The sequence below is a fragment of the Antrihabitans stalagmiti genome (assembly GCF_016482825.1).
GTDB classification, from domain to species: Bacteria; Actinomycetota; Actinomycetes; order Mycobacteriales; family Mycobacteriaceae; genus Antrihabitans; species Antrihabitans stalagmiti.
The window spans coordinates 831,549-857,589 of the sequence record NZ_JAEMNV010000001.1 but is presented as its reverse complement, the minus strand read 5'-3'; the positions used below and the strand labels follow the sequence as shown (position 1 = coordinate 857,589).

23 protein-coding genes and 2 pseudogenes are annotated in these 26,041 nt (G+C 63.0%); 7 read left to right on the top strand and 18 right to left on the bottom strand.

Annotated features, from left to right (window positions below):
• Positions 1-8: 8 nt before the first annotated feature.
• Both glpK and JGU71_RS04030 read left to right on the top strand, forming a co-directional pair.
• Positions 9-1,523: a glycerol kinase GlpK gene (gene glpK, locus JGU71_RS04035; RefSeq protein WP_199702426.1), complete on the top strand. Its 1,515-nt coding sequence runs from the start codon at positions 9-11 to the stop codon at positions 1,521-1,523.
• Between the two features lie 46 nt (positions 1,524-1,569).
• Positions 1,570-3,270, top strand: coding sequence for a glycerol-3-phosphate dehydrogenase/oxidase (locus JGU71_RS04030; protein ID WP_199702424.1), 1,701 nt, complete (start codon positions 1,570-1,572; stop codon positions 3,268-3,270).
• Here JGU71_RS04030 and JGU71_RS04025 read toward each other — a convergent pair.
• From JGU71_RS04025 to JGU71_RS04010, 4 genes are all read right to left on the bottom strand, one after another.
• Positions 3,267-4,610 carry an MFS transporter gene (locus JGU71_RS04025; RefSeq protein ID WP_199702422.1) on the bottom strand — a complete coding sequence of 448 codons (1,344 nt, stop codon included), beginning with the start codon at positions 4,608-4,610 and terminating at the stop codon, positions 3,267-3,269. The genes JGU71_RS04030 and JGU71_RS04025 overlap by 4 nt on opposite strands.
• 51 nt (positions 4,611-4,661) lie before the next feature.
• A complete protein-coding gene (locus JGU71_RS04020; RefSeq protein ID WP_199702419.1) occupies positions 4,662-5,180 on the bottom strand; it encodes a DUF5698 domain-containing protein in 519 nt (172 codons plus the stop codon).
• A gap of 95 nt (positions 5,181-5,275) precedes the next feature.
• Positions 5,276-6,412, bottom strand: a complete 1,137-nt coding sequence (locus JGU71_RS04015) for an FAD-dependent oxidoreductase (RefSeq protein WP_199702416.1) — start codon at positions 6,410-6,412, stop codon at positions 5,276-5,278.
• Positions 6,409-7,299 carry a DUF1295 domain-containing protein gene (locus JGU71_RS04010; RefSeq protein WP_372433088.1) on the bottom strand — a complete coding sequence of 297 codons (891 nt, stop codon included), beginning with the start codon at positions 7,297-7,299 and terminating at the stop codon, positions 6,409-6,411. Before JGU71_RS04010 ends, JGU71_RS04015 begins: the two co-directional genes overlap by 4 nt.
• Before the next feature lie 57 nt (positions 7,300-7,356).
• Here JGU71_RS04010 and JGU71_RS04005 point away from each other — a divergent pair, with 57 nt between their 5' ends.
• The 3 genes and pseudogenes from JGU71_RS04005 to JGU71_RS03995 all read left to right on the top strand — a co-directional run bounded on the left by JGU71_RS04005 (position 7,357) and on the right by JGU71_RS03995 (position 10,161).
• Positions 7,357-8,934: an HD domain-containing phosphohydrolase gene (locus JGU71_RS04005; protein WP_233528605.1), complete on the top strand. Its 1,578-nt coding sequence runs from the start codon at positions 7,357-7,359 to the stop codon at positions 8,932-8,934.
• Between the two features lie 78 nt (positions 8,935-9,012).
• A pseudogene (locus tag JGU71_RS04000) lies at positions 9,013-9,379 on the top strand (DsrE family protein).
• Between the two features lie 8 nt (positions 9,380-9,387).
• A complete protein-coding gene (locus JGU71_RS03995) occupies positions 9,388-10,161 on the top strand; it encodes a hypothetical protein (RefSeq protein WP_199702407.1) in 774 nt (257 codons plus the stop codon).
• Here JGU71_RS03995 and JGU71_RS03990 read toward each other — a convergent pair.
• From JGU71_RS03990 to JGU71_RS03980, 3 genes are read right to left on the bottom strand one after another with little or no spacing between them, the layout of a single operon-like run.
• A complete protein-coding gene (locus JGU71_RS03990) occupies positions 10,117-10,611 on the bottom strand; it encodes a glutathione peroxidase (protein WP_199702404.1) in 495 nt (164 codons plus the stop codon). The genes JGU71_RS03995 and JGU71_RS03990 overlap by 45 nt on opposite strands.
• Before the next feature lie 35 nt (positions 10,612-10,646).
• Complete coding sequence (locus JGU71_RS03985; protein WP_199702401.1) at positions 10,647-11,045, bottom strand: low affinity iron permease family protein; 399 nt, start codon at positions 11,043-11,045, stop codon at positions 10,647-10,649.
• A 39-nt stretch (positions 11,046-11,084) separates the two neighbouring features.
• Positions 11,085-11,825: a HemK2/MTQ2 family protein methyltransferase gene (locus tag JGU71_RS03980; protein ID WP_233528604.1), complete on the bottom strand. Its 741-nt coding sequence runs from the start codon at positions 11,823-11,825 to the stop codon at positions 11,085-11,087.
• A 227-nt stretch (positions 11,826-12,052) separates the two neighbouring features.
• On the opposite strand from JGU71_RS03980, the gene JGU71_RS03975 reads away from it, so the two are divergent.
• Positions 12,053-13,042 carry an iron-containing redox enzyme family protein gene (locus JGU71_RS03975; RefSeq protein ID WP_372433097.1) on the top strand — a complete coding sequence of 330 codons (990 nt, stop codon included), beginning with the start codon at positions 12,053-12,055 and terminating at the stop codon, positions 13,040-13,042.
• On the opposite strand, the gene JGU71_RS03970 is transcribed toward JGU71_RS03975, so the two are convergent.
• Positions 13,039-13,227 (bottom strand): CDGSH iron-sulfur domain-containing protein, encoded by a 189-nt coding sequence (locus JGU71_RS03970; protein ID WP_199702395.1) that lies wholly within the window; start codon positions 13,225-13,227, stop codon positions 13,039-13,041. The genes JGU71_RS03975 and JGU71_RS03970 overlap by 4 nt on opposite strands.
• A gap of 163 nt (positions 13,228-13,390) precedes the next feature.
• Positions 13,391-13,810 carry an Hsp20/alpha crystallin family protein gene (locus JGU71_RS03965; RefSeq protein ID WP_199702392.1) on the bottom strand — a complete coding sequence of 140 codons (420 nt, stop codon included), beginning with the start codon at positions 13,808-13,810 and terminating at the stop codon, positions 13,391-13,393.
• A gap of 200 nt (positions 13,811-14,010) precedes the next feature.
• Here JGU71_RS03965 and JGU71_RS03960 point away from each other — a divergent pair, with 200 nt between their 5' ends.
• Entirely contained in the window at positions 14,011-14,205 is a 195-nt protein-coding gene (locus JGU71_RS03960) for a hypothetical protein (protein ID WP_199702376.1), read from the top strand.
• 6 nt (positions 14,206-14,211) lie between these two features.
• On the opposite strand, the gene JGU71_RS03955 is transcribed toward JGU71_RS03960, so the two are convergent.
• The 9 genes and pseudogenes from JGU71_RS03955 to JGU71_RS03915 form a co-directional block, all read right to left on the bottom strand.
• Positions 14,212-14,760, bottom strand: a complete 549-nt coding sequence (locus JGU71_RS03955; RefSeq protein ID WP_199702372.1) for a transglycosylase SLT domain-containing protein — start codon at positions 14,758-14,760, stop codon at positions 14,212-14,214.
• A gap of 431 nt (positions 14,761-15,191) precedes the next feature.
• Positions 15,192-16,566, bottom strand: a pseudogene (locus JGU71_RS03950) (FAD-binding oxidoreductase).
• A 24-nt stretch (positions 16,567-16,590) separates the two neighbouring features.
• Positions 16,591-17,994: a lipase family protein gene (locus JGU71_RS03945; protein WP_199702356.1), complete on the bottom strand. Its 1,404-nt coding sequence runs from the start codon at positions 17,992-17,994 to the stop codon at positions 16,591-16,593.
• A 60-nt stretch (positions 17,995-18,054) separates the two neighbouring features.
• A complete protein-coding gene (locus tag JGU71_RS03940) occupies positions 18,055-20,187 on the bottom strand; it encodes an HNH endonuclease signature motif containing protein (protein ID WP_199702353.1) in 2,133 nt (710 codons plus the stop codon).
• Positions 20,188-20,356: 169 nt separating this feature from the next.
• The gene (locus JGU71_RS03935) at positions 20,357-20,860 is read right to left on the bottom strand and encodes a L,D-transpeptidase (RefSeq protein ID WP_199702350.1); all 504 of its coding nucleotides are present in this window, start codon (positions 20,858-20,860) and stop codon (positions 20,357-20,359) included.
• Positions 20,861-20,998: 138 nt separating this feature from the next.
• Complete coding sequence (rffA, locus tag JGU71_RS03930; protein WP_199702870.1) at positions 20,999-22,138, bottom strand: dTDP-4-amino-4,6-dideoxygalactose transaminase; 1,140 nt, start codon at positions 22,136-22,138, stop codon at positions 20,999-21,001.
• Positions 22,134-23,111 (bottom strand): glycosyltransferase, encoded by a 978-nt coding sequence (locus tag JGU71_RS03925; protein WP_372433096.1) that lies wholly within the window; start codon positions 23,109-23,111, stop codon positions 22,134-22,136. Before JGU71_RS03925 ends, rffA begins: the two co-directional genes overlap by 5 nt.
• A 210-nt stretch (positions 23,112-23,321) precedes the next feature.
• A complete protein-coding gene (locus JGU71_RS03920) occupies positions 23,322-25,538 on the bottom strand; it encodes a hypothetical protein (protein WP_307829484.1) in 2,217 nt (738 codons plus the stop codon).
• Entirely contained in the window at positions 25,531-26,040 is a 510-nt protein-coding gene (locus tag JGU71_RS03915; RefSeq protein ID WP_199702344.1) for a GtrA family protein, read from the bottom strand. The genes JGU71_RS03920 and JGU71_RS03915 overlap by 8 nt, the downstream gene beginning before the upstream one ends.
• Position 26,041 lies beyond the last annotated feature (1 nt).

Below are 26,041 nucleotides of genomic sequence, written 5' to 3'. Positions count from 1 at the left end.
GAGTAGTCATGGCTGATTACGTAGGTGCCATCGATCAAGGTACGACGAGCACACGATTTATGATCTTCGACCACGCGGGGAACGAGGTGAGCAAACACCAACTCGAACACGAGCAGATCATGCCGAGGCCGGGCTGGGTCGAACACAACCCCGTCGAGATCTGGGAACGGTCGACCTCGGTCGTGCAGACCGCGCTCAACAGCGCGCTGCTGCAGCCGAGCGACCTCGCCGCGATGGGTGTCACCAACCAGCGTGAGACGACCGTCGTGTGGAACCGAAAAACCGGTCGCCCGTACTACAACGCGATCGTGTGGCAGGACACGAGGACCGACAAGATCGCGAGCGCGCTCGACCGCGACGGTCGAGGAGATGTCATCCGTGAGAAGGCAGGACTGCCACCCGCGACCTACTTCTCCGGCGGCAAGATCCAATGGATCTTGGAGAACGTTCCCGGCGCCCGTGCGGATGCCGACAGCGGTGACGCCCTCTTCGGCAACACGGACTCGTGGCTGCTGTGGAACCTCACCGGCGGACCGGACGGCGGCGTCCACGTCACCGATGTCACCAATGCCAGTCGAACCATGTTGATGAACCTGGAGACGCTCGACTGGGACGACGAGTTGCTCGGCTTCTTCGATATCCCGCGCCAGATGTTGCCGCAGATCCGGCCGTCGTCGGATCCCTCGGGGTACGGAGTGACCTCGAAGTCCTTGGCGTACGGCGGAATTCCGCTGACCGGCGATCTCGGGGATCAGCAGGCAGCCATGTTCGGGCAGGTCTGCTTCGCACCGGGCGAAGCGAAGAACACCTACGGGACCGGAAACTTCCTGCTGCTCAACACCGGTACCGAACTGGTCCGAAGCAAAAATGGCCTGCTGACCACGGTTTGCTATCAATTCGGCACGGACGCACCGGTTTACGCGCTCGAAGGATCGATCGCGGTCACCGGATCGGCCGTGCAGTGGTTGCGCGATCAGTTGGGCATCATCGCCGGCGCTGCCGAGGTCGAATCGTTGGCTCGGCGAGTCGACGACAACGGCGGCGTCTATTTCGTGCCCGCGTTCTCGGGCTTGTTCGCACCCTATTGGCGTAGTGACGCACGCGGTGCCATCGTCGGACTGAGTCGCTACAACTCCAACGCTCATATCGCTCGTGCGACCCTCGAGGCGATCTGCTATCAGAGTCGCGACGTCTCCGAGGCGATGGAAGCCGACTCCGGCGTCCATGTCGAAGTATTGAAGGTCGACGGCGGAGTCACCGCCAACAACCTCTGCATGCAGATGCAGGCCGACATCCTCGGTGTTCCGGTCAGTCGTCCGATCGTCGCAGAGACCACCGCGCTCGGAGCCGCCTATGCGGCAGGCCTGGCAGTCGGCTTCTGGAAGAACACCGACGAACTGCGCGAGAACTGGAACGAGTCCCATCGATGGACTCCCGAGTGGACCGAAGAGCAGCGCACAGCCGCGTACGCAGGCTGGAAGAAGGCCGTCACACGCTCGCTCGACTGGGTCGACGTCGAATGATCGATCTACGAAATCCTGACCGCACGAACCGAAGGGCCGTTGAATCATGAGCACAGCACAACCGTTGAGTCCGTCCGAACGCTCGACTGCCCTGCGGCGGCTCGCCTCCGAGGAACTCGACATCCTGGTCATCGGCGGCGGTGTGGTCGGTGCAGGGGCGGCGCTCGATGCCGCTACGCGAGGTTTGAAGGTCGGCCTTGTCGAAGCCCGTGACTACGCGTCCGGGACGTCGAGCCGGTCGAGCAAACTCTTTCACGGTGGACTGCGGTACCTCGAGCAGTTCAACTTCGCCCTCGTGTTCGAGGCTTTGCGGGAGCGCTCGCTGGTGCTGAACACGCTGTGTCCGCACCTCGCCCGCCCGGTGCCTTTCATCTATCCGTTGCAGAAGGTGGTCGATCGCGCCTATGTCGGGCTCGGCATCGGGGTGTACGACGCGATGGGTGCCGGTCGCGGCGTTCCCGGCCATCACAAGCACCTCAGCAGGCGCAAAACCTTGGAATCGTTCCCGTCCGGGAAGCGGTCGGCGATCCGCGGCGCGGTCCGGTTCTACGAGGGACAGGTCGACGACGCTCGGCACACGATGATGCTCAGTCGGACGGCGGCGGACTTCGGTGCGTTGTGCGCCAACAGCACTCGCGTGGTCGGCTTCCTACGCTCGGAAGACCGAGTTGTCGGAGCCACGGTGACAGACCTGGAGACCGGGCAGACGTTCGATATTCGGGCGGCTCAGGTCATCAACGCCGCAGGCGTCTGGACGGACGAAATTCAGGAAATGGTCGGTGGCCGTGGTCAATTCCAGGTGCGCGCGTCGAAGGGCGTGCATCTGGTGGTTCCGCGCAATCGGATCAATTCCGCGACCGGCATCATCACCCAGACCGAAAAGAGCCTGCTGTTCATCATTCCGTGGGGCAGCCACTGGATCATCGGTACGACCGACACCGACTGGGCGTTGGACCTTGCGCATCCGGCGGCGAGCGAGACCGATATCGACTATCTGCTCACGCATGCCAACGCGTTGCTTGCCGATCCGCTGACCCGTGACGACGTTGTCGGCGTCTACGCCGGTCTGCGGCCGTTGCTCGCAGGTGAGTCCGATTCGACGAGCAAGTTGTCACGTGAACACGCCGTCTCCAGCCCGGTGCGCGGGCTCACCGTTATTGCCGGTGGCAAGTACACGACCTATCGGGTGATGGCGAAAGACGCGGTCGACTCCGCTGTGCATGGCCTGGAACGCAACGTTGCGAAGTCGTGCACCGAGCGGGTGCCGTTGGTCGGCGCCGATGGCTATCTCGGCGCATGGAACTCTCGTCAACTCACGGCCGAGCGGACCGGGTTGCACGTGTCGACGATCGAGCATCTGCTCGGACGATACGGAACGTTGATGTCCGAAGTGCTCGCCTTGATCGCCGAACGTCCAGAATTGAGCGCACCGCTTGCTGCCGCGCCCGAGTACCTGCGGGCGGAAGCGTATTACGCAGCTAGCCACGAAGGAGCGCGGCACCTCGAGGACGTGCTGACACGGCGAACCAGAATCTCGATCGAGGTGCCCGATCGCGGAATCGGTGCCGCGCGTGAGATCGCCGACTTGATCGCCCCTGTATTGGGTTGGGACGCAGCCGATATCGCTCGCGAACTCGAGCACTACGGTGCGCGTGTCGCTGCGGAGATCGATTCCCAACACCAGGCAGACGATCTGACGGCGGACGCATCGCGATTGGGGGCACCCGACGTCCGAATGGGCGCCTAGCGATCTCGATCGTGGTTGAGGTTCAGCAGGTGGCCGCGGAGCATGCCGTCGAAAAGCCCGAAGCGGGCGTTCTGGGGTCGGATCGCGACGGGTTCGACCCGGCTTCGGCGCTGTCGTACGACGAACATCGCGATGCTCGCGATCGTCACCATGACCCCGGCAACCTTCAATGAGCCCCATACGTCATGTTGATCGGCGAATCGACCGAGGAAGATCCCGCCGACAGGTGCACACAACGTGTAGATGATGGCGTAAACCGCGAACACCGGACCTTCCATCGAAGGGTCGACACGCGTCTGGACGATCGCCGTCAATACGGCCTGGGCAAGGGAGAACAGCAGACCGAAGGGGACGAGCGCCAGCAAGACGACGAACCACAGCGGCGCGCCGTCGAGCACGTCACCGAACAACCCGAGCAGAAAGAGCACGAGACCCGCCGTCACGAACGTGCCGTAGAGAATCGTCAACCGGCTGAACCGTTTTCGCAGCCTACCGACCACGGCCGCAAGGCCGATGGCGCCGACCGCGACAGCACCGGTGACGATTCCAAGGTTGGTGCCGCCGGACAGCGCGTCGGCGATGGCGGGAAGAAGTTGCGCGATCGGCGCGACGAACAGCCCCAACAGTGCGGTCTGCACGAATGCGATGGCAATGGCCGGCTTGCCCTTGACGTAGCGAACGACCGCCCGGATTCCGACGCGGTCCGCTGGGGTCGTATCCCGTTCGGGCGGGCGGGCGTTGTGCAGCACACCGATGAACGCGACGTAGCTGAGTGCGTTGAGCAGGAGCAGAGCCCACGGTCCGGTGAACCCGAGAATCACGCCACCGACGATGCCGCCCACGAACGTCGCGCCACTCGCGTAGGCGCTCAGCGAGCCGTTCGCCTGGTCGAGTTGATCGGTCGGAACTATGTCTCGTTCGTACTGCATCCATGCCGGATAGTCGAAGGCCGCGACCGCGCCGAGCAGAACGCTGGCGGCGAGCAATAGCGGGATCGACAACTCGTCGACGAAGGCCAACCCGGCAAGGACGACGTACAGGACGAGCTTGACCAGGGTGCACAGCAACAGGATTCGACTGTGACCCGATTTGGCGGCCACTCGACCGGCGAAGGTGCCGAGCAATGCGGTCGGCAAGCTGAACGCAGCCGATACGAGCACGGTGTGGATGACGGACTTCGAATCGTTGTACGACAGGAACGCGACTGCGAGCACGGCCATCGTCGAGCCGACCGCGGAGCACACCTCTGCGGCAATGAGGCTGCGCACGTGGGGGAGTCGACGGAACGGCGTGACGTTCGTATCGGACGAAACCGCAGACCCGTCGTGTTCAGCGGCCATGACGAAACACGGTATCCGGCGCGGGCTCCGGACGGGGCGGTTTGCCGAGCGTCACGCCGCGAGCAGCGCCGTCGGAGAGCCTGCCTCGGCGGATGGTCGGACGTCTTCTATGGTCCAGAACGCGCGCGGCGCCAGTTCCTCGAGATCGCCGAGCAGCGCCGCGCGGCGGCGTCCGGGCACGATGATCTGAAGTACCTGCACCGCACCGGCATTGCCCTGTCCGTCGTAGGTGATCACAGGCCAGCCTCGCAGTCGCAGTGCAGCTCCGAGCTGCGCTTTCGTCGTCACCAGCTTCACTTCGACGACCTCGGACGAGAACTTGGTTCCTGCAGTGACGCCGATGAGGACACCGCCGCCGACGCCGATTGCGTAGGCGCCGACGGTCAGTGGGTCGTCGAGGTTGGTGACGACTTGCGCGATCGCAGTGACTTGCAGCAGGGATCCGAGCACGCCCAGTGCAGCTGGAAAGCTTTTGTGGCCCCGACCGGTGAGGATCACGCGCCACTGCCACAGGGCGACTTCGGTCAGCACCAGCATCATGATGACGAATGGGCGGAGAATCTCGGGCATGGCGCTCGTTGTTCCTTCGTGTCGGCCCGGCACACCTTTTGCCGGTTACTTTCACTGTGGCGCAACGGCACTGCGGCGACATCGGCAGCGGCCACCTATGTTGTGGCGTGCGGCTCCCTAGGGAATCTGCGGACTCCTAGGTAGATGCCGCGCCGAACGATCAGCGGCCGCAAGATGCGCTGGACCGCCCACGGCGGGATCCGAAATGCGCGGCCGTTCGGGGCGAACACCTGCAGACCATCCGGCTGTGTGCCGAGCACCGAACCCCAGCGCCGCCGCGGCGGACGGTAATCGCGCAACGGTCGTCCGGCGAGTTCTGCGCGAATGTTGTGTGCCAGCAGCCGATCCGCTCTGTTGCGCGCCGAGGAGCGCAGCGGATCGGTTGCTGCGACATCACCGATCGCGAATACCCGAGGGTTCCCCGGCAGGTGCAGGTCGGGTGCCACGCGAACGAACCCGCCGTCGTCCAACAATTCGGCGGGCAGCCAATCGGTGTTCGGCCGCACCCGACCGATCGCCCAGAGCACAGCGTCGGCGGTAACGGCAGGCTGACCGCCGACCCATTCGATGGTTTCGTCGGTGATTCGATCGAAGGTGAATCCTGCAGGGACCACAGCGCGATGGTTCGGGTGCACGCCGACGCCGAGTACACGTAGGCGACGTTCGACGGTGCGCCACACTCGCGGATGATGAAGGGGGAGTGCACGAGCGCCTGGAAAGTAGAGATCGACGCGAGTGGCCGGCGAGGCTCCGGCGATGTTGGCGGCACTGCTCACCGCCGCCGCCCCACCGCCGACGATCACGACCGACGACGCCGATGCGAGACGCTCGTGCGCGACCCGCAGATCCGCGTCGATGTCGGCAGTGGTTTGCAGGTCGGAGGTACGCCAGAACCCGTTGGTCACGCCGGTCGAAACGACAAGAACGTCGAAGGGCTCGTCGACGAGCTTCCCATCCGAAAGCTGAACGGTAACAGTGTGTCCGACGAGATCGACACCGATGAGCATGCCGTGGAGCGTCCGAACCGAATCCAGCCGGCGGAATCTGTCGAACGCGATCCGATAGTCGACGGACCACACGTCGGGTCGGCTCAGCCGACTACCGAGTTCCTGCCCGCTCACCAAGCCCGGCTTCGAAGAGATGCCGACGACGTCGGCGTGCCGAGCCAGCCGGATTGCCGTCAGCAGACCGCTGTCGCCGAGACCGGCGACGACCACCCGTGGTCGGCTCACACCTGAACTCGGCGTGGCGGACGAGGCACGAAGCGCGGTACTCGGTCGATGACAGCCTGATAGTCGGGCCGTCGTTCGAGGCTACGTTTTTCCATCAGAGGGATGCTCGCGCCGAGGAACATGGCCAGCATGGCGGCGACGCCGACGAGAAGCCACCACCAGCCGGAAGGCGATGCGGCAATCCCGAACAGTGCCAAGGCAAACCAGAAGCCGACCTCGCCGAAGTAGTTCGGGTGCCGCGACCAACTCCACAATCCACTCGCCATGACCTGGCCCGGCTCACGCTGCCGCGTGAAGCGGTGCATTTGCAGATCCGCGACGAGTTCGATCGTCACTGCGACGAGGCCGACGACGAAGGCCACGAGGTCGAGCCAGCCGAATGCCCGCCCGGATGTCGTCACCGCCACGTACGCAGGCACGAGACCGAGGAACACCTGCCCGGTCGGTACGAGGTGAATTGCGGAGAGGTCGACGAGCAACTCGCCGCGACCTGCACGCTCCCGGAGCAGCCGGTATCGCCAATCTTCATGGTGCAGACCGGGAAACGCGTATGCCCAGTTGCCGGTCAGCCGAATGGACCAGAGCAGCACGATCGCGGTGACCAGGGCGTTGCGAACCTGGTCGGTGTCGGCGCCCGCGGTTACCCACCAATACACGGTCAGCAGCGGCGGTAGGACACTCCAATACGCGTCGTAGCAGCTCGAGTTGCGGAAGTAGCGACTGGCTGCGAACACGACGAGCGTGGCGAGCACGTCGGCGATCAGCGAGTCGAGCCACAGGTGAGCGGTGTTCGGCCCCCACACGAGCCACGCGAGCCCGACTGCGAACGCGACGATGTATACGACCACGATGCGTGCCAGCGACGCTGCTTTGCCCACAGCGCTCACACTAGAACTCGTAGCAAGTCGTGTGTTGTGCGGGACCGACGCTCGTAGGCTGATCGGATGGACCGAGGCGACAAGGATCGAGGCGACAGAGATTCCGGCGTCTCGCTCGCCGAGTTGCTTGCGGCCTTCTCCCTGGCGACCGATCTCGGATTGGGCCAGCCGATGGAACATCTCCTTCGGTCCTGGCAGATTGCTGCCCGGACCGGCAAGTACGTCGGACTTGCCGATGATCAGTACGAGTCTCTGTTCTATCTCGCGATGCTGTCCTGGGTCGGATGCGTTGCCGATGCTCCCGAAGTCTCGGCATTGTTCGGCGACGACATCGAATTCCGTTCCGATGCATACGGAGTGGACCTGGCCGGTGCATCGGGTTTGCGGTTCTTCACCGGTCACGCAGGCTCCGGCGCATCCGTGTCGCGGCGGCTCGTCGCGACTGCATCGCTCATCGCTACGGGCGGTCGCGGTGTCGTGGAGGGCATGCAGTCGCACTGCACCACGGTGTCGACGATGGCGCACCAACTCGGACTGCCGGATGCTGTCGGCGACGGGTTGCGTCAGTTCTTCACCCGGTGGGACGGGCGTGGTGTTCCGAACGGCGTCGGTGGCACCGATATTGCCTTGCCGGTCAGGTTGTTTCATCTCGCGGATGTGGTCGAGGTCCATCATCGGCTCGGCGGAGTCGCGGGCGCTGTCGACGTCGCCGGAGCCCGTCGCGGCAAGCAGTTCGATCCGACCATCGTCGATGCCTTCTGTGAGATCGCGCCCGCGGTGCTCCCGGAAATCGGCAGGCAGGCGGAACTGCACGAGCTGATTGCGGACGATCGAACTTTGCGCCGGTCACTGTCGGAAGCGGAACTCGACGTTGCGCTCGAAGCGGTTGCCGATTTCACCGATCTGCGCAGCTTGCACAGAGCGGGTCATTCGCGCGGCGTAGCGGATCTGGCTGCTGCCGCGGCGACGTCGATGCGGCTTCCCGAAGATCGAGTCCGCGACGTCCGACGCGCGGGGTTGCTCCACGACATCGGTCTACACGGTCTGCCCGCGACCGTTCTCGACAAGCCTGGACCTTTGGCGGCGACGGAATGGGAGCGGGTGCGGCTCAGCGCGTATTACACCGAGCGTGTACTTGCCAGGCCTTCTGCGCTCGCACGCCTCGGGGCGATCGCCGCCCAGGCACACGAGCGGATGGACGGTAGCGGATATCATCGCGGTTCGAGTGGCTCGACGATCCCGGTCACGGGCCGAATTCTGGCTGCGTCCTGCATGTTTCGCGCACTGACCGAAGAACGTGCACATCGTCGGCGACGCTCCGTCAAGGAGGCGGCGACGCTGCTGCGCACCGAGGTCCGGGCGGGGCGGCTGGACGCCGAAGCGGCGGACGCCGTCCTCGCCACAGCGGGGGTGGGCGGCAAACGGCGGACCGGGCCTGCCGGTCTCACGCCGCGTGAAATAGAGGTGCTCCGGATGATCGCGCACGGTGCATCCACCGTCGACGTTGCACGCGGTCTCGGCATCGCCAAAAAGACTGCGGGCACGCATATCGAGCGTATTTACGTGAAGACGGGATCGTCGTCGCGTTCCACGGCGACGCTGTTCGCGCTGCGCAACGGTTTGCTCGACGCGCTCGATTTGTAGGGAGTTCACCCGACGACGCCGACCAGCTGCCGTTCGTACCGTTCTTCTACATCCACTACAGATGAGAAGGACGTAGCCATGGCAACCAAAGCAGTCATCAGTCTGACGACAGGGCTGGAAGATCCGGAAAAGGTGACCGTTGCGTTTCTGGGTTGCGGTCGGTGCCGCCGAGACGGGCCGCGAGACGCTGATGTTCTTGGCCAAGGAGGCGGTGCGGCTCGCTGTGCAGGGTACTGCGGCGGGAGTCGCGTGCGACGGGTGTCCATCCATTCCCGATCTCTTGCAAAGAAACGAGGCCGCAGGCGGGAAGTACTACGTGTGTCCGCTCTGCTTCAACGCCAAGCAACTCGATGCCGATGCGCTGATCGGTGGCGCCGAGATCCAAGGGACGATCCCGATGTGGAAGTGGATCGGCGACGACGCCGCAACCACTTTCAGTTACTGAGGTCCGCCATGATCACCATCGCTGATCGCTGCTCGTCGATCGTCGCGGAACGAGGCGAAGCACGTTGGCCCGGTTACGAATACGTACGAGGCTGGGGCATTTTCGGTCTGCCTTTCGACAGCGGGCACGTGCTGGCGCTGCGGGTATTCCCGCAAAATCCGTTTGCGCCCTATGCGACTGTGTGGCACCGCGATCCGGCTGGCAGCTGGTCGATCTACGTCGACGGGCCACGTCTCGACATCGCATGTCCGCGCTACTACGCTCCCGCGTGCGATCACATTGCGCACGCGAAGATCCAACTCACCTGGACAGGTCCGTCGACACTTCGTGTGAGGCTGGACAATCCGCGGTTGGACTGGACGGTCACCGCGTCGCAGTCCAGGACGTTGAAAATGCTCAACGCTACCGGCGCAACGATGCCGCTCTGGACGTGGAAGCCAGCTTCGATGCTCAAAATGCGGGAGGCGCTTGCACGCGGCCTCGGCATGGGCAGACTGGAACTCGCCGGCGAAATGCCCAGCGGGCACCAAGGAATCCTGATGCCGCACCGTATGTTTCACATCAACGATGCTCACGCGGTACTCGACGGCACCGAGCTCGGCAACCCGACCCGCCTCACCGAGAATCCTGATCTCGGTGGCGTGCCGTTGCCTGCCCGCGGCGTACTCGCGATAGGCGAGGCGATGTGGCGAATCACCGACCCGGACGAGTACGCGCGGACGCGTGCGGAAACCGACTCAGTCAGGCAGGTTGGCTTCGATCGCGGCTACGACCTCGGGTGAATCGGGTGTGACGGTCGGTCCGAATCTGTTGGCAACCGTGCCGTCGGGAGCGATGAGGAACTTCTCGAAGTTCCAGCCGATCTTGTCGGCCGACTTACCGTCCGCAAAGGCCGTCTTGGTGAGCTCGGCGTACAAGGGGTGACGGTTGGCGCCGTTGACGTCGGTCTTCGCCAGCAACGGGAACGTCACGCCGTATTGCGTCGAGCAGAAAGTCTGTATCTCCTCAGCGCTGCCCGGTTCCTGACCGCCGAACTGGTTGGACGGCACACCGATCACGGTCAGTCCGCGGTCGGCGTACTTCTCCGCGATCGCTTCCAGCGCCGTGTACTGCGGCGTCAAGCCACACCGCGACGCCACATTGACGATCATCACCGCCTGGCCCTCGTACTCGCGCAACGTTGTGGTGGTGCCGTCCAATCGGGTCAGCTCGATGTCTCTGATATCGGTCATGGGTCCGACGGTACCGGGGCCGATCGATGCGAGTGCTAGTGACGCTCCTCGAGGCCGACCGCATCACGGAGTCGTTCTGCGGCAGCGCGCAATTCGGGATCGTCTCGCGCCGACGACTCCAACAGTGCGGCGATCGCCTCGGCCATGACGTTGAGCTTTTCGTGTGACGACTCGCTTGCGCGGCGACTCGCGTTTTCGAGCAACACAACGACCAGTAGCGTGAAAACGCTGCCGACGGTGTGTATTGCCGCCTGCCAGGTTTTGAGGTCCGTCCAGAGCGGAACACTGATCAACCACAGGGCGACGATCCCAGCGCACACGACGAAGAATGGTGCTCTGCTCACTGTGTGATGGGCGAACTCGACGAATCGGTCGAACACGGATCGCCCGTCGCCGCCAGTTCGATGTTTCGCAGCTTCGCTACGCTGCTCCATCGGACCGAGTTTAGTCCGATTTACCGCACCCGGTATGTCTTATTTCAGAGTCTTCTTTCCGCGGATGACGATCAGTTCTTCATCGTCGCAGTTCGGCTCGCAGAGCCCCAGTTCCCGTAGGTAGGGGCGTCGACTGGACAGCACGGGACCGAAGGGAATGCGGGTCCGCTGCACAGTTTTCGCGTCGAAACCTCTGTCCTGCAACCGTTCCAGGGTCCGAGCTTCGCCGCTGAACTCGGATTGCACGACCAGCAACGTGCCGCCGGGGCGGAGCAGGTCGAAGGCTCGGTCGCAGAGCGGATCGAGGACGGAACGACCGTCGTCGCCCGCGTCCCAACGCTGGGCGCCAACTGCGCTCGGTGTTGCGGATGACGACGGAACGTACGGCGGGTTGGACACAATGATGTCGAACGACTCGGTCGCGGGCAGGCAATCGAAATTGCCCCGATGCACCGTGACCGAAAGTCTGTTGCGCCACGCGTTCAGTCGAGCGGTCAGAACAGCGGCCCGCGAGATGTCGACGGCCACGACCCGCGCCGCGCCCAAGGTCGCGGCGGTCATGGCCAGCACACCGCTTCCCGTGCACAGATCGAGTACGTCGCGACCGGCGACGCCTTCGTGGAGAAGTGCCGTTGCGATGAGTGCGGAATCCTGCTGCGGGCGATAAACAGTGGGCGGCACCCAGGTTCGGGGCAGTTGCGCAACGGTGACGCCGCCGATCTCGACAGACATCGTTTCGTTTTCGAGCATCGACCAGCCGCCTTCGTCGTCGTGGATCATCGTCCGCAGAGAATTTCGAAAGGACCGCATCGAACACGACTGCTCTGTCCGGCGCTGCGCGAGAGCGAGTGTCTGGACTGTCGACGCGAATCGGTCTGGCCCTCAAATCGATTCGGGGCTCAAATACCCGCAGGGCAATGCGACGAAACATGATCGCAACAGTTTGGCGATCGGCGTGCGGGGTATTCGCCGTTCAACGCCGAATTTTAGGTAGGTACCCGACCTTGCTGACATCTGCCATCACCGCTGCGCTGCCCACTGCGCGGGGGCCGCTGTCGTTGGCCGTGCTAGAGGCTCTGACAACGGATCCGTCGCAGTCGACGCCGTTCAGCGTGGCTGTCGATGATGCACATCCCTACGGTGCGGACCTTCACCTTGCCCTCTACGTCTGTTACGAACTGCACTATCGGGGTTTCGCGGGCGTCGCCGGCGATTGGGAGTGGAACGTCGACCTTCTGCGCTTGCGGGCTGCGATGGAAAGGGTCTTCCTCGGCTATGTGCGCGACAACGTAGAACCCGGTGAGGACGCTGTCGCGGAAATGGACGCACTCTCGCGCGAACCTGTCGATGGCTCCGGCGCGTCGTACTACTTGAGGGACCACGGATCCTGGGAACAGATGCGCGAGTACTTCGCACTGCGGTCCCTCTATCACCTGAAGGAGGCCGACCCACACGCGTGGGCGATTCCACGGCTGACCGGTCAAGCAAAAGCATCTTTCGTAGCAGTGGAATTCGACGAGTACGGCGGCGGTCGAGGGGATCGAGTGCATCAGGCGTTGTTCGCCGACCTGCTTGCTGCGGCAGACCTCGACTCGGCCTATCTCGGCTATATCGATCACGTGCCCGCCGAGGCCCTTGCCACAGTGAACCTGATGTCGCTCTTCGGTTTGCGACGTTCGTTGCGTGGTGCCGTTGTCGGTCACTTCGCGGCGACGGAGATTACGTCGTCTCCTGGGTCCAAACGGCTGGTCGGTGCGCTGGAGAGAATGGCGGCTCCGGAGCCGTGTATCGCATTCTATGCGGAGCATGTCGAGGCGGATGCGGTGCACGAGCAGGTCCTGCGGCACGACGTCGTCGGAGATCTCATCGCTCGTGAGCCGGAATTGGCAGCCGACGTCGTCTTCGGTATCCGCGCAGGCGGTTTCGTCGAGGACAAACTGAGTGACTACTTGCTTTCGGCTTGGGAACACGGCCGAACCGCACTCGTCACCAGCTAAGCCGAAGGCCCTTTGCGGCGGTGGCTCGTGTCGCACAACGGGTAGGACGCGCTGCGCCGACACGTACAGATCGCGACCACGAACCGATCCGACTGCACGTGGGAACCGTCCGGCAAGGTTATGTCCACCGGGCCGTCGGCCAGAATCGGACCGTTCTTGACTATTCGAATATTGTTGACACCCATTGGTTTTCGATGCCGATCGATTGTGGACCACGCGGTCGTGTTGGCATAGAGACGCTTCGGGAATAGCCCGTCTCGACCTTCGTCAAACGTGTGTCGATGAAACCGAAATGGGCGCACCCACCGACGAAACGGTGGGTGCGCCCAGTTGGCTTGCGGATGTCGATCAGGCGTTGATCTCTTGTCGGCTGGAACTGTGACCGATCTTGATCTTTCTCGGCTTCGCCTTCTCGGCTACCGGAATTCGCAGTTGTAATACGCCGTCCGTGTAGTCGGCGTCGATGTGTTCGGTGTCGAGGTTCTCGCCGAGGAAGAGCTGCCGACTGAACACTCCGCGGGGTCGTTCCGCAGCGATCATTTCCCGGTCCGCATCGAAGCCTCGACGTTCGGCACGCACCGTAATCACGTTGCGCTCGATGTCGAGGTCGAGTGAGTCCGGGTTCATGCCCGGAAGATCCAATTGGACGACGAACTGGTCACCATCTCGCCAGGCGTCCATGGGCATTATCGCGGGCCGTGCCGGCGTACCGAGCGCCTGTTGGGTCAGGCGGTCGAGATCTCGGAACGGATCGGTGCGCATCAACATCGTGGCCACCTCCAACTCTCCAATCTGATTCGGTGTGTGCCGGTTTTCTGCTTCAACCGGCATAGATTTGTTGTATCACCGTCGGGAGATATAGGCAAGGGGCGATTCGAACTTTTCGACGATCGTTTGGCAGCCATCACAAACGGGAAATCGGCAACTGTCACACGGCACCGCGCCGGTCGAGCGAAGAGGGAGTTTCAATGGCGAAGTACAGGGTCCTGAATCCATCCGAGGAAGTCATCGACACCAAGGAGTTCACGAGTTCGCAGGACGCGTACGAATGGTTCTCCAACATCGAGGTGCCATCGAACGAACTCGGCTACCGGATGGAAGTCGATCACGACGGCGAGTGGGCCATGTTCGACCAGACCGACGGTGCCGACTCGACGAGCTAGTAGACCTCAGTAAGCAGAGTTGACGTTGTCCATCGAGCCGTAGCGGTGTGCCGCGTAGTTGCAGGCTGCGACGATGTTTGCGACAGGGTCGTAGATATCGAGTGAGGTGCCCTCGACGTGGTACGCCGCGAACGTCGGATCGATCACCTGCAGCAGTCCCTTGGAGGGAATGCCTGCCGCCGCGTTCGAGTCGTAGAGGTTGATGGCACGCGGGTTGCCGGTCGATTCGCGCATGATGTTGCGCATGATTGCGTCGTAGCTGCCCGGGATGTTGTGGGCACGGAGGATGTCCAGCGCCTGGCGGATCCAGCCGTCGAGGTTGTTTGCGTAGACCGGTGCGGGCGGCGGCGGCGGAACGATGGGTGCAGGTTCCGGCACGGGCTGGGTGATCGGGGCAACGATCGCGACCAGCTCGACGGGATCGGCGTCGGCATTGGTGGCGCTGCCGGTGGTTGCCAGTGCGGCAACTGCAGCAAGCGCCAACACGGCGGCGCTGCCGGTGTGTGCGATCGACGCGGTGCGTTTACGCGAAACAAGGGAAGTGGTGACACGCATGATGAAGTGGTTCCTTACAAGTTCGGCCGTGATCGGCTAGCACTTGGCAGCGTGCACTCGAAGCGAAAGACGTCGGGTCGGTCGCTGGTGCACTACGTGCTATTCGTGGATGTACTAGTCAGAAGCGGGAACGCTTCACGGTCGTCATGGCGCAACTTGGGGAACTTCGGGTTGGTGACGTTTCTGTCTGTTGACGACAGATCACAGAATGGTCGCGGAAGGTTAACGGAAGATGAACAGACCAAAAACGTGGCTCGTAGTAGGACTCAGATTTCGTCGGTCTGGATCGCAGAAAAGCAGCTAGAGCTGCGGTTATGCCGAAATTACGTGCAGTGATCCGACTCACATAAATAAAAGGGGCACAGTTGGTTTATCGAAGCATTTCGCAACCGAATCGACACCGAATCCAATCGTGATTGGTCCGTGATCAACTAGATCGTTCTCGAGAAGACCTTTCCCGGATTGAGGATATTGGTTGGGTCCAACGCCCTCTTGATGTTGTGGGGCATGTCGAGAACTGCGGGCGGCAGTTCTTTCACCAGACCGCCCATCTTCAGTAGTCCGATGCCGTGCTCGCCGGACACGGTTCCGCCGAGGTTCAGCGCAGCATCGATGATGTCGTCGAACGCAGCTTGCGCTCGTTGGCGGGCTGCGTCGTCGTCGTGCGGCGCGATCAACAGCGGATGGAGGTTGCCGTCGCCTGCGTGAGCAATGTTCGCAATCCTTGTATCCCATTGTGTCGCAATGCTTTCGATTCTGGACAGCATCTCGGGGACAGCGCGGATCGGCACGCAGATGTCCTCGGTCAACACCGGACCGAGACGCTCCAATGCCGGGTACGCAAGCCTGCGGGCGGCGAACAGCGCATCGGCTTCGGCCTGGTCGGACGACTGCGCGCTCCAACTGGCCCCGGATTTGTCGAAGGCAGTACGCATCGTGGCAGCCTCGTCGTCACCCAGCGAGCCGGGTGTGTCGATTCGACCGAGGAGGACTACGTTGGCGTCGACCGACAGTCCCATGTCCTTCCACGCGTCGACGGCCAGCAGGCACTGCCTGTCGATCAGTTCCAGCGCCGACGGCGTGATCCCCGCGGCGGCGACTGCATCGACAGCCCGGCCGGCATCGACGATCGAATCGAAGTAACCGGCGACGGTGCGTTCGGGTGCGCGAGTCGGTCGAAGCCTGACGGTGACCTCGGTGATCACGCCGAGCGTTCCCTCCGAACCGACAAGCAGTGCGGCAAGGTCGTAGCCGGCCACACCCTTCGCTGTGCGGCGGCCGAGCCGCACCAGCTCGCCCGTCCCTGTCACAATCTGGAGGCCTAGTACGTAATCCTTTGTGACGCCGTACTTTACGCAGCAGACTCCACCCGCGTCGGTGGCGACGTTGCCGCCGATGGTCGACCACGGTGAGCTTGCCGGCTGGCGGATACCACAATCCCTCTGCGGCACAGGCATTTCGGAGGTCGTCGTTGACCACACCCGGTTCGACGACGGCCAGGCGCTCGAGCGGGTCGACTTCTTTGATCGCCGTCATCGAATCGAATGCAACGACAAGGCTGTCGCGTATCGCATTCGCTCCGCCCGACAGGCCTGTGCCGGCACCGCGTGGTACGACCGGCGTGCCGTACCGCACGCACAGTTGCACCGCGATCTGGACTTCCTCGGCGGTTCGAGGTCGGAGCACCGCGAGCGGGCGTTCGTAGGGTGCCCACTCGGCCTCGTCGTGCAGATAGCGATCGACTACGTCGGGATCGACGATCAACCGTCCCTCAGGTAGTGCGGCGCTGAGATCGGCAAGAAACATCAACCAAATGTAGTGCCGCGCAACTTATTCTCCGACAGGTTTTCCGAAGAGATCGGCAACGAGTGGTCCTACCGCGCCGGCGAACAGTGGCCACGACGACTGATCCAACGCTATGGACCCGACATCGGTTGTGCTGCAACCTGGTTCGGCAGGGATTCCGTCGAGACGGTCTTTCAGCCACATGATTACGCTCGGCACAGCGAGAAACGGTAGCGTCGCGTGCTCGCTGAAGTGATCGCGTGTGTACCGAACCTGAGCAGTCGGTGACTGGCAGTAGGTGTTCACAAGATTGTTGACCGGCCCGACGGGGATGAGCCAATCCGGATTTGCCTGATACATGTACATCGGCACATCCGGCACCGCATGTCCCATACGAATTCTGTCCAACACCGCGGCGGGAACGGGCTCGTTGAGTGGTTCCGGGGTGTCGAAGAGGCCCTTCATATTCAAGAACGGGAAACTCGCCGCTTGATAGGCCAGGCAAAGGTTGTCTTTTGCCTGAGTAAGCCCTTTGCCGAAATCGTTGATGTGCTCGGCGAAATATTGTGCAAGTTCCGGGTATTCGCGGGACACTCCGACAGCTCCGGCCCAGACAATGCCCGCGCCGGCATTGTTGTTGGCCATATTGAGCGCGGCACTGAGGTCGGCGGGAATGCCACCTTCGGCCGCACCGACAATGTTGAGGTCGGGCGCGTAGGAGGCATGCAGTTCTGCTGCGTGGCCGGTTGCGATTGCTCCTCCCGAGTATCCAGCCAGTGCAACTTTGGTGGAGGTGCCTGCCAATCCGGCTTCGGCGAAATTCTCCGTAGCCCGAATGCCGTCCAAGGTGATCCGTCCAGCCAGTGGACCAGCGGCGAACGCAGCATTCGGCCCTTGGTGGTCCGGCATGGAGACCGTCCAACCCAGCTCGGCCGCAGCGATCGGTATGAGCAGTTCGATGGGTATGCCGGGTTGACCGGTCAGTGCTCCCGGGATCGAGGCAAGTTGCAGAACATACGACGGATCGCAGTAGTGGGCCAGCGAGTCGATCGGGAATTGGTAGGACAGCAACTTGTCCCGAACTGGACCTTTCGGTTTGCGCGGCTGCAGCACCGTCGTGACGGCAGGAATCGGCTCACCGCGGGTGTTGGTGGATCTATACGACAACTGCCAGGACGCCGCGTTGATCGGAAGCACAGAACTGAAGCCAAGATTTACTTGCCGAGCGGCGATAATTTCGCCGGGCTGCTTATCCTCATACGCTGCGAGTGGCGGATTGTAGAAACTCGGATCGAATTCCGGTGGCAGCGGGGGAATTGGGAACGGTAGGGCAGGCTGGGTCGCTGCCGGATCCGCGCTTGCTACGGTCGAGGAGGTCGTCGCCGCACATGCGACCATGACCGCACTGATGACAAGTAGTGCTCGCCGAGACCGCTGACTGCACGCCATTGTTACAGCTCCTTGAATCGAGTTGTTCTCGGTGCCCCAAGGCGCCGAACAGTTCGCTATTTATAGACGGCCGATCTGACGTCGGTCAACCTGGCGAAGTAGTTGTTCCGTTATGGCACAACATTTTTGGTAAATTGCATAGACCTTTCTGACTGCCGTTGTCGAGATGCCCAACAGTGCGTTGGATCCCACCGAATGTGAGTCTGAAATCGCTTTCTCCGCCGTCGGCTCCGGGATTTGGTCCCACGGAGCTTTGCCGTCGCCGACTCGTTTGTAGACGATGGCGAGGTGTTCGCGGTAGCGGTCTCGGAGGTAGGGGTCGTGGTCGGCGAAGGTTGCGGTGGCGTCGGTACCGGCGAAGGTCTCCCACCAGGTGGGTTCGTAGAGCAGTTCGTTGGCTTCGTACGCGGTGAGTGGGTCGGCGTAGCTGGGTGTCGGGATCGTTTTCGTCGCTTCCGGTTCGGGTTGTGGTGCGCCGACGATGTTGTGGTGGCTGGGCAGGCTGATGTGCGGGGTGTGGGTGGGGCTGGTCCAGAGGATGGCGCCGCCGGCGAGGGCGGTGCAGGTCCAGAGTTGCCAGGTTTTGATGTCGTGATGCTTCTTGCACAGGGGTTGGAGGTTGTCGAAGATGGTCCAGCCACCCGTGGTGGGGTTGGGATGGTGGAACGGGACGCGGTGGTCGAGTTCGCATGTGCGCGACGGCACGGTGCAGTTCGGAAATACGCACGTGGGGTAGGCGGCGCGGACCAACTCGGCGACTTCGGCGCGGGGTCGGTAGATCAACGCCCCGGGTGGAGGTTCGAGGTGTCCGCCGTGGCCGTCGGGATGGACTCCGCGGCGTAGGGATGCGTCGTCGGCGATGGCGGTGAGGATGTCGTCGATGACTGTTCCGGCACTGCGGACCCGTTTCAGGCAGGGCGGTGCCGTCGTAGTGGGGTGGGCTATGGTGCCGGGTCGGTGTTTGCGTCCGCGGCGGAGGTAGTGCAGGTATTCGACCTCTGCGGGTGAATCCGGTTCGGGGTCAACAGGTTCGGGGTCAACGTCTGCGGAGTCGGGAACGGTCTCGTCGTGGAAGTCTGATTCGTGGTCGACTGAATTTTCGTGGGTGGTCGGATCGGTTGTCTGCGGAGGTGCGGATTCTTCGGCTCGGTTCCCGCGGACGGCATCGTCGGTGCAGTTACTCGAATCGTGTTCGGCTGCAGTGGTTCCCTGTCCGGCCGCTGCCATCGCCGCGGACCGTAGTTCGACGAGGATGGCTTGCCAGGTCGCGTCGGCGGCGAGGATGCGGGCCAGTTCCGGGTCGATCGGTGTTCCGTCACCGAGGTGTGCGGGGTCTGCGCTCAGGCCGAGGAGGGTTTTCGCGTCGATGACGATCTGGGCGAGATGTCCTCGCCGCGGGGCCAATTCGATGTCGCGGGTCGGGCAATCAGCCGATCGGCAGTCACACCGCAACGACCGTTCGCCGTGCAGCAGGGCCATCGGTCCGTCGGCGCGGCGGGCGTTGCGGCTGCGGGAGTCTTCGGGGCAGACGGTGTCGGCGATTTCGTCGAGCAGTTGATCGGCTTCGACACCTTCGAGGTCGGTGATGGCTGCACTGAGCCACGACAACCCCGCAGTCCCTTTCCACACATAGGCCGTGCGATCAGTCTTCGTCAACTGCTCTCGAGCCTCGGCGGCCTCTTTCGGGTCGGCCTCGATCCACAGTCGCCAGATCTCACGTCGCAACCGGCCGGGGGTGAGGATTTTCGCTGCACACAGTGCGAGGAACTCGATCTTCTCGATCGTCGTCGTGCTGGCTTCTTTGAGCGTGGTGCAGACGACTGTGACGCGGGCGTAGTCGAGTCGGCCGTCGTCGAACGCGGTGTAAAACAAGGGGAATCGGGAGTTGAGTTCGATGCCGACGTCGACCATGGTGTGTGCGGTGGTGGCCGAGCAGCCCAGGGCGGCGCCGATTTCGGCGAAGACGGAGTTGCCGACGGCGACCTTCTTGCCGGCGGCGACGAGGTCGGATTCGGTGCGCATCCGGGTCCACCAGATGTCGGTTGCGGCGATCACTTTGGAGCAGGCGTTGACGTTTTCGTTGACGCGGTAGCGCTCCAAGAGTGCGAACTCGTCAGCGACGCTGATCTGGAGTGGGTAGGTCCGGACCTCCTCCGGACCTTCGGTTTCTGCACTTCCCCCTGAGTAGAACATACATTCGACACTATCGGACCCCACCGACAAAAAGGCGGCTCCGCCGCTCGTGAGTCCTTCCGGAGCGCCCGACCTCCGAAAAGACTCACGAGCCGCGGAGCGGCCACAACGCGAAAACGGGCGCGGATCCGAAGATCCGCGCCCGTATCGGCTACTGCTGGGAGTCAGGTCACCTGATGACCTGAACGATGTCGCCTGGGTTGAGGTGTTCGTAGAACGCCTTCGCGCCCGGCTCGGTCATACGGATGCAGCCGTGGGACTTGAGGTCGACCGGTCCGACGTGGAACGCGATGTCGCCGTCGAAGAAGATCGCGTAGTACATGTCGGCGTGGTGCATCGTGGACCAGTGGTACGGCTTCTTGAAGTCGACGTCGAAGACTCCGACGTTCGTCTCGTAGCCCGGCTGGCCGTGGGAGATCGGGGTCGGCCCGAACACGGTGCGGCCGTTGTCCATCAGCCACGCTTCGTTGGTCGACAGGCGCAGGCAGGCGCGCGCTCCGGGCGCGTCACACGGCGCGGGAGGCGGCGGAATGACCGCCGGTGTACCGAAGTCGGGTCCGCCGGGCCAGAGCGGCTCGGCCGTTGCGGTGGCCGTCGTGAAGAGTCCCGCTGTCGCTACGGCGACGAGCACGCCGAATCCTGCCGCGTACTTACGTAAACGCTGGCTCCTCATATAAATCCGCCCTTCTGCCGTTGCCGGCAACACTTTAATGCTCATTTGCCTGAGTGATAGGAACACGATTCCGTACGAAAAGGGAACCGCGTAAATGCTTTAGTGATCATATTGGGACCGTTTTGTCCGGCTAACGAGTTATGCAACGAAGGCAGTGACCCCGTCCAGCACCCGGGCAATGTGGTCGTCGGTCATGGCGGGCCAGATCGGTAGCCGGACAACGGTCTCCGAGAATTCGGCGCTTCGAACGCACGGTTTCGGGGTTCTACCCATCTTGGATCCGGCGGGGCTCGTGCCGAGCGGTACGTAGTGGAACGGGGTTGCGATACCGCGTTGACGCATGTGACCGATGAAGCTGTCGCGGGTCTCTTCGGTCGGCATTCGAAGGTAGAAAAGGTGTGCTGTGTGTTCCCGATCGGCCGGAACGTTCATCTGCCGCACGCCGTTTCGCTGGGCCCAGGCAGGCAGCGCACGCGCATAGGAATCCCAGACGCGGTGCCTGCCCGCTTGGATGACGTCGAAGGACGCGAGCTGCGCATCGAGCACGGCGGCATTCAATTCGCTTGGGAGATAACTCGATCCGATGTCCTGCCAGCCGTACTTGTCGACCTCGCCGCGCAGGAAGCGAGCCCTGTCGGTGCCTTTCTCCCGCATGATCTCCGCACGCATCATCAGAATGTCGTCGGAAAGCAGCAGCGCACCGCCCTCGCCCGCATGGACGTTCTTCGTGTCGTGGAAGCTCAGCGCACCGATCGTCCCGATGGTGCCGAGTGGGCGGCCCTGCCAGCTGCCGCCGAGTCCGTGCGCGTTGTCTTCGACGATGGCGAAGCAATGCTCGGCAGCGAGGTCGAGCAGCGGACCCATGTCTGCCGCGACGCCGCCGTAGTGCATGACGACGACGGCCTTGGTCTTCTCGGTGATCGCCTCGGCAACCGCGGCCGGATCGATGTTGCCGGTCGAATCGTCGATGTCGACGAATACACACGTCGCGCCGCGCAGAGCGACCGACGAGGCGGGGGAGGGAAAGGTGAAGCTGGGCAGGATCACTTCGTCACCGGGCTGGAGCTCGAGGAGCAGCCCACCGAGCTCGAGAGCATGTGTGCACGACGTTGTCAGAAGCGCGTGCGGTGCGTGGGTGATCTGCTTCAACTTGGCCGTCGCAGCGTTCGTGAACCGGCCGTCGCCATGGACGTGGGAGGACGCAAGCACCTCGCCGAGGTTGTCGAGTTCGCCAGGCGCGCGGAAGGGCTTGTTGAACGGAATCGCATCGGTGTTAATGGCTTTTGTCCTCTCCGTCGGGACGCGGAGTCGGGGAATCCACCGTCAAAAATAGCGGTCTGCCAGCCAAAACGTGCAGTGCCACGCCGAGGTACTCGGCGATCATTCCGAGCGAAAACAGAATCGCTCCCGAGCACAGCAGAATGGCGACGATGATCGACGCCCAGCCGTCGGGGTCCGTCGTGCCGTCGATCGTCTGGACCACGACGACTCCGGCAAGGACGATGCCGGCCAAGCCGAGCGCGGCGCCGAGCACGCTCACGATGCGCAGACCGCGGGTTCCGCTGCAGAGGACCATCTTCCAGAACAGCGAGAACAGGCTGCGGTAGGTGTACCCGGACTCCTCGCGGCCCTCCGAACGTAGTTCGATGGGTGCGGTGGCGGTACGCCCGACGACCCAGGTCAACGCGACGTCGAGGTATACCCCGGCGGCGGCGACCTCGGACAACTTGCGGCTGATGTCCCCGCGAATCAGTCGGTAGCTTTCGAAATGGGTTCCCGACGGAAAGCGGAACAGCGACGTCAGAACGAACTTCGATCCCATCGACGCGACATTGCGAACGAATCCGTGCGGACGGGTGTTGGTCGGCCGCGAGTAGACCAGATCGGCACGCTGCGACAGTGCCTCGTCGAGAAAGCGCCCGATGTAGTCGGGATCGTGCTGACCGTCCTCGTCGAGAGTCGCAACCCAATCGCCTCTGGACGCGGCCATCCCTGCGATGGTGGCGGCGTCCTGCCCGAAGTTTCGGCTCAGCCAGACGACCTTGACGTTCTCGTTGGACTCGGCCAATTCGGCGAGGACGACGTCGGACCGGTCGGGGCCGTTGTCGTGGACGAGAACGATTTCCTCGATCGCGAACAGCGCGCCCCTCGGCGACTTCGACGGCGTCGCGTATCGATCGAGTTCGGCAACGAGATTCGCGATGGTGAGTTCGCCCCGATATACGGGAACCACCACCGAAACCGTGTGGATCCGCTCGTTCGCCGACGGCACCGGTTGTGTGCGGTGCTCGGTGTGCGTATCGGAGCGATCCGTACGCGCGGCGGACAACTGCGGCATCGTTGGAGGCGACCTTCTCAGTGGCGGATCTTCATATGGACATTCTTCGCACGTCGACGGCGACGCTGCAGGAAGCAATGCAACAGGGACGATAACACGCAGATAACGACAACGTGGCACGCGTCACGAGGCACTGACGGGCTCGGGTACGGCCTCGTCGACCGGTCGCCGACGCCCGCGAACGTAGAGCAACTGCAGGACGGCGACCCCTGCGAGCCCGAGGACAGCAGTCGCGGAGCCGAGCTGCCAGCCAGGTGGACTCCAGGTCACCTCGAGGTCGGCGTCGGTCGTACCAGCGGGGATGTCGACACTGAGGAAGGTGTCCATAACCGTGTCGTAGCCGATGTCCTCGCCGTTGAGGGTGACGTGATAGCCCGGCCATGCCAGCCGCGCGAAGACGACGCGGCCACCCTGTGCAGACGTCACCGTGACCTTGGAGCTGTCGTCGGACTCGGAGACCGACGTCGCCGTCACGTTGTCGGTGGCTGCGACGCGACCGTTGACGGTCGAGATCGGTCCACCTTCTCGTTCGAGCACGTAGATCCAGCGCTCGTGACCCGGATACTGCACCCATTTCCAGCCGTCGGGCGCGGGCTCGGAGTCGGCGTTCGGATACATCGCGGCCTGGAGTACGACGCGATCGACCTTCATAAGATCGGCGAGGGTCTTGCCTGTCGTCGGCTCCTTCTCGAAGACACGCCGTTTGGCATCCGGACACACACTGCCGTCCCAACGCATGCACAAGTGCTGCGAGAACCAGTAGTGGCCGATGGGGGTGTACCCGTTGACGTAGTTCAGATCGAGGTCTTTGGCGTAGTAGCCGACGACGAGCGAGCTGTAGACGCCGCCGAGGAACTTCTCCGGGATCGGGAACAGCTGGCTATCGGCCAGTTGGAGGGTGAGTCCGTCGAAGTCGGGGAACACGTCCTGAGCCTGCTTGCGCTTCTCGGGCAGGTTCCACGACATCGGGTGATGCGGCACCTGATCGACCTGGTAGTACGCGATCGGCACAACCGAGGCGATGAGCAACGCGCACGCCGTCGCCTGGTTGCGTTTCGCCGCGACGAGCAGGACGACCGCACCCATCAGGCCCACGACCACTGCCGCGGCAACATGCGTTTTCAGCTTTCCGCTCGGCGCCGACGAGATCGTCCTCATCAGCAGGAGAAGCAGGAGGAATGCCGAGACACCGACGCGAGTCCGCCACGACTTCAAAGTCCCGTGCTTGCTGAACAACACACACACCAGAACGAGAAGGCCCAGAGCGAGCATCGGCATCACACGCGCCGGCCAGCGCAGCGGACCGATGACGGCTGGTCCTGCGGTCCACATGAGTGCGGCGAGCGCGAAGATCGCCGCACCGCTGACGTTGCGCGCCGACCGAGACGCGGCCTTCCAGTCGATGAACGCGAGTCCGGGGATGAGGAACCAGGCGATGTAGACGATGGGGAACGGCTGGATGAGCCCGAACCACGAGTTGAACGAGGGCAGCGTCGTCGGGAGGCTCGAGTTGAGCGATTCCGACCACGGGATGGTCATGAACCCGTCGTTCTTGATGACCACTTCGGCGTCTCGCCACGTGACATGCGACGACAGGAAGCTCGGCAGGTACGTCATCAGTCCGGCGAGACCTGCGAACCCTGCAACGGCAAGGAGGCGAACGGGTGCGAGCCAATTGCGCTGATAGATCAACTCGCCGAGCGCGACCGCGCAGATCATCATCGCGGTCTCGATGCCTGGCCACATGTAGCCGACGGTGATGGCGAAGAAGATGAACACGAATACGGGAATCGGTCCGCCGCGCCCACGTGCGTAGCGAATGCCAGACGCCCAGGCGTGCGTCAGCCAGGCCGTGCCCGCAAGTGCGAGCACCCAGGTCGCTTGGTCCAGGAACAGGACCCAGCCGGAGAACGTGAACGCGACACCGGCGACCGCGGCCCACGGGGCCAGCGCGCCATAGGCGCGACAGACGCGGAAGACGCCGAGTACGAGGACGATCGAGTAGGCAAGCTTGACCAGGGTCGCGAGTACAAGCAGATTGTCGAACGACGGTGCGATCAGACTGACCAGCATCTGCGGCGGATTGAGCAGGCTGCCCTGGCCTTCGACCGAGTAGTTGCCCGTCATCCATTCGTCGGTGACCAGGCCGGGGAACTGACCGTTGCGCAGATGCTGACCGATGGTGATCCACAGCGGCACGTACTGCGACTCGGTGTCGTCGGTATAAAAATGTCGCACGTTGACGAGCAGTACCGCGATGTAGCCTGCGACGACTCCGACGACCGCTGCGCCCGCCCACAGCAGCACGGTTTTTCTGGATTCCCGCGTTTCGTCACCCACGAGTTCGTGACAGTACAACCTCGGCGTCGCCGGGCGGTGCAGGTGCCCGCCGGAACGAAACGTGGCGATGGCCGAAGTAGCTTGTTGCCGCGACGATGCCCGTTACGACGAACTGTGACGGAATCGGGGCAAAACGGAACACGCTGACGGCAAGTGCCATCAGAGCCAAATTCAGCACGAACCCGCCGGCGTTGACGCCGACGAAGCCGACGAAATCGCGAAACAGATGGCCGCGAACACGAAAGACAAGCGTGCGGTGCAGGACGAACGCGATGACGATGCTCATGGAATACGCGGCTGCGACAGCGACCGCATACAGGTCGTTGTCGCCGAGAACGGTCATCCACACGATGAAGAGTCCGAAGCCGATTGCTGTGTTCACACATCCGACTACGACATAAGCGGCAGATTGACTGCGCACCACCCGTGCGAGGAGCCCGGGAGGCGGGGTTGCTGCACCGCTTCCCGTCGGCACGCCGGCGTCGTCGCTCACGTTTCGCATT

What these genes read in the sequence shown, in the direction of transcription:
- JGU71_RS03955 (WP_199702372.1), bottom strand. Translation starts at nt 14,760, where the DNA reads ATGCGTGTCACCACTTCCCTTGTTTCGCGTAAACGCACCGCGTCGATC.
- JGU71_RS04020 (WP_199702419.1), bottom strand. Translation starts at nt 5,180, where the DNA reads ATGCCCGAGATTCTCCGCCCATTCGTCATCATGATGCTGGTGCTGACC.
- JGU71_RS03995 (WP_199702407.1), top strand. Translation starts at nt 9,388, where the DNA reads ATGATCACCATCGCTGATCGCTGCTCGTCGATCGTCGCGGAACGAGGC.
- JGU71_RS03940 (WP_199702353.1), bottom strand. Translation starts at nt 20,187, where the DNA reads ATGTTCTACTCAGGGGGAAGTGCAGAAACCGAAGGTCCGGAGGAGGTC.
- JGU71_RS03990 (WP_199702404.1), bottom strand. Translation starts at nt 10,611, where the DNA reads ATGACCGATATCAGAGACATCGAGCTGACCCGATTGGACGGCACCACC.
- JGU71_RS03985 (WP_199702401.1), bottom strand. Translation starts at nt 11,045, where the DNA reads ATGGAGCAGCGTAGCGAAGCTGCGAAACATCGAACTGGCGGCGACGGG.
- JGU71_RS03970 (WP_199702395.1), bottom strand. Translation starts at nt 13,227, where the DNA reads ATGGGTGTCAACAATATTCGAATAGTCAAGAACGGTCCGATTCTGGCC.
- JGU71_RS04005 (WP_233528605.1), top strand. Translation starts at nt 7,357, where the DNA reads ATGGACCGAGGCGACAAGGATCGAGGCGACAGAGATTCCGGCGTCTCG.
- JGU71_RS04025 (WP_199702422.1), bottom strand. Translation starts at nt 4,610, where the DNA reads ATGGCCGCTGAACACGACGGGTCTGCGGTTTCGTCCGATACGAACGTC.
- JGU71_RS03965 (WP_199702392.1), bottom strand. Translation starts at nt 13,810, where the DNA reads ATGTTGATGCGCACCGATCCGTTCCGAGATCTCGACCGCCTGACCCAA.
- JGU71_RS03980 (WP_233528604.1), bottom strand. Translation starts at nt 11,825, where the DNA reads ATGATCCACGACGACGAAGGCGGCTGGTCGATGCTCGAAAACGAAACG.
- JGU71_RS04030 (WP_199702424.1), top strand. Translation starts at nt 1,570, where the DNA reads ATGAGCACAGCACAACCGTTGAGTCCGTCCGAACGCTCGACTGCCCTG.
- JGU71_RS03945 (WP_199702356.1), bottom strand. Translation starts at nt 17,994, where the DNA reads ATGGCGTGCAGTCAGCGGTCTCGGCGAGCACTACTTGTCATCAGTGCG.
- JGU71_RS03915 (WP_199702344.1), bottom strand. Translation starts at nt 26,040, where the DNA reads ATGCGAAACGTGAGCGACGACGCCGGCGTGCCGACGGGAAGCGGTGCA.
- JGU71_RS03935 (WP_199702350.1), bottom strand. Translation starts at nt 20,860, where the DNA reads ATGAGGAGCCAGCGTTTACGTAAGTACGCGGCAGGATTCGGCGTGCTC.
- glpK (WP_199702426.1), top strand. Translation starts at nt 9, where the DNA reads ATGGCTGATTACGTAGGTGCCATCGATCAAGGTACGACGAGCACACGA.
- JGU71_RS03960 (WP_199702376.1), top strand. Translation starts at nt 14,011, where the DNA reads ATGGCGAAGTACAGGGTCCTGAATCCATCCGAGGAAGTCATCGACACC.